The organism is Streptomyces sp. NPDC006265, assembly GCF_040613555.1.
GTDB lineage: Bacteria > Actinomycetota > Actinomycetes > Streptomycetales > Streptomycetaceae > Streptomyces.
On the sequence record NZ_JBEXSH010001124.1, the window covers coordinates 1 to 2,430 of the forward strand.

Here is a 2,430-nt window from a genome sequence, read left to right on the forward strand (position 1 = left end):
CCCGTCGCGCGGGAAGCTGCCCTGCGGGACCGAGGTGGTGTCCTGGCCGTGCAGGGTGATCCCGGCCTCCTCTGCCGCCGCCAGGGTGACGATCTGCCGCTGACGGGCGGTGAGTTCGCCGAGGACCAGCCCGGACAGTGCGGGGGTCCGGGCGCCCTGGCAGCGCCGGGCCAGGGCGACGGCCCGGGTGCGGGAGTGCCGGGCGGCGCGCGGATCGCGATGGACGCCCACGGCCTGGGCGTACGCCTCGGCGGCGAACAGCAGGAAGCCCCGCCGCTCCAGCTCCCCGGCCACCTCGTCCAGATCCGGGCCGTCGGCACGGGTGAGTGCGTCGGCGTGCCGGGCGAAGACGCCGCCGAGCCGGTCGATGACCTTCTCCGGGGCTCCGAGGCGCACGGCGTCGTAGGGGTCGGTGAGGGCCTCCACGTCCAGGCCCGGATCCAGGTCGCCCCGGCTGTCCACCGCCGCCGAGGCGCGGTCGAGTTCGGCCCGGCAGGACGCGTCCCCGGGCTCGCCCCTCAGTCCTTCCCGCGCCCAGGCCGCCGCCTCCCGCACCTCCCCGCGCAACCGCGCGAACCGGGCGCGCACCGCTGCGTACCCGCCCGGCAGCATCCCGCCCTCGGCGACCAGCCACTCCCCCACCGGCGTGGCCAGTGTCCGTACGTCGGCCCGGTCGATCCGGCCGGTCAGGGCGGCCGACTCGGCGTCGAGGGCGGTGGCGTACCCGTCAGCCGTCGAGGCCAGCCGGCGGGCCCGCAGCCGGCCCGCCGCGGACCGGAGCACCGGCCCGTACAGGGGGTGGGCGAGACGGACGGCACCGTGGTCGCCCACCTCGATCAGACCGTCGGACTCCAGCGCTTCGAGGGCGCCGAGGTCCAGGTCGTCCAGGTCCGAGGGCAGGGGCTCGGCGAAGGCGAGGCGGTCCAGGGTCTCGCGTTCGAGCAGGCAGGCCCGGCCGAGGACCGGGGCGATGCGTTCGCGGACGGCCGCGGTCAGCGGGACCGGGCCGCGCCAGGCCCGCTCATCGGTGCCGGGGACGGGGGTCAGCAGCCCGCGCACCGCCCCCAGAAGGTCGCGCAGCAGCCGCAGGTCGCCCCGGCTCAGGCGGCGCAGCCGGTTCGCGGTGAGCGCGTCGAGCGGGCCGGCGCCGGCCGTGAGCAGCCGGCCGGTCTCCTCCTCGGGCAGCGGCTCCAGCGCGAGGCGCGGCAGGAGTTCGCCGGTCCAGAGCCGGGAGACCGCGCCGGGCACCGGCGTGCCGTCCGTGGCGACGACCAGCAGCCGGGTGCGCCCGTGCACGACGAGCTGGTGGACGAGGGCGGCGGAGGCGTCGTCAAGCAGGTGCGCGTCGTCCACCAGCAGCGTGCGGACATCGGACAGCAACCGGACCGCGCGGTGCAACGTGACCGACTCCGGCAGCAGATGGGCGAACGCCGCGTAGGGGATGGTCCGGCTCTCGGGCGTACCGGCCGTCCGGGCGCAGTCGGTGCCGCGGATCGCCTCGGCGACGAGGCGGGTCTTGCCGCAGCCCGCCGGGCCCGTCACCACGATGCCGCGCCGCAGACCGGTCAACGACCGTCGGACCAGCTGAAGTTCGTCCTCCCGCCCGGCGAACGGCCAGGGCAGCTCCAGCGTCGTCGCGTCCCTCTCGTAAGTCATCACACAGACATGAGCGCGGCTACTCACCTTTGATACAGGGTGACTTGAGTAGCCCCCGACTCAGGCGCCCGGGGCGGGCCGCAGGGCAGGCTGTGGCCCATGACCGCACACTACTGCTCGCTGGCCCAGGCGCCGGCGCCCGCCTTCGCACCGGGGCTGGCGGCCGAGCGGCTGAGCGCGCTCGCGGGCGGGCGGCGGAGGTGGGTCAACAGCACCGTCCTGCACTACTGGTTCTTCGACGGTGAGACCGACGCGTCCGTCATCCCCGTGCCGGGGAGGGGGATGACGCGGCGGGTGTCGTGGGCCGGCGCCGAGGAGCAGCGCGAGGTGGTGCGGTCGTGCTTCCGGGAGTGGCAGGACCTCGGCATCGGAATCTCCTTCGCCGAGGTCGACGACCGTTCGGAGGCCGAACTGCGCATCGGGTTCCAGGCCGGCGACGGCTCCTGGTCGACGGTGGGCCGGGACGCACTGCTCGCCGGGCGGCGGGAACGCACCATGAACTTCGGCTGGGACCTGTCCGCGCCCGGGGAGCGCGGGACGGCCCTGCACCAGATCGGGCACGCGCTCGGCATGCTGCACGAGCACCAGAGCCCGTTCGCGGGCATCCACTGGGACGACGAGGCCGTCCACGCCGAACTGGCGGGCCCGCCCCACCACTGGAGCCGGGAGCGGACGCACTACAACATCCTGCGCAAGCTGGGCCCGGACGAGGCCAACGGTTCCTTCTGGGACCTGCAGTCGATCATGGAGTTCCCGTTCGCGCCGGGGCTGAGC

Annotated in this window: 2 protein-coding genes; one reads left to right on the forward strand and one right to left on the reverse strand. The window is 75.2% G+C overall.

Annotation, left to right across the window (positions count from 1 at the left end):
• The coding region (locus ABZ281_RS46040; protein WP_356664425.1) for an ATP-binding protein at positions 1 to 1,656 on the reverse strand (1,656 nt) is incomplete at its 3' end.
• A gap of 99 nt (positions 1,657 to 1,755) precedes the next feature.
• On the opposite strand from ABZ281_RS46040, the gene ABZ281_RS46045 reads away from it, so the two are divergent.
• On the forward strand, positions 1,756 to 2,430 hold a 675-nt coding region (locus ABZ281_RS46045; protein WP_356664427.1), incomplete at its 3' end, for a M12 family metallopeptidase.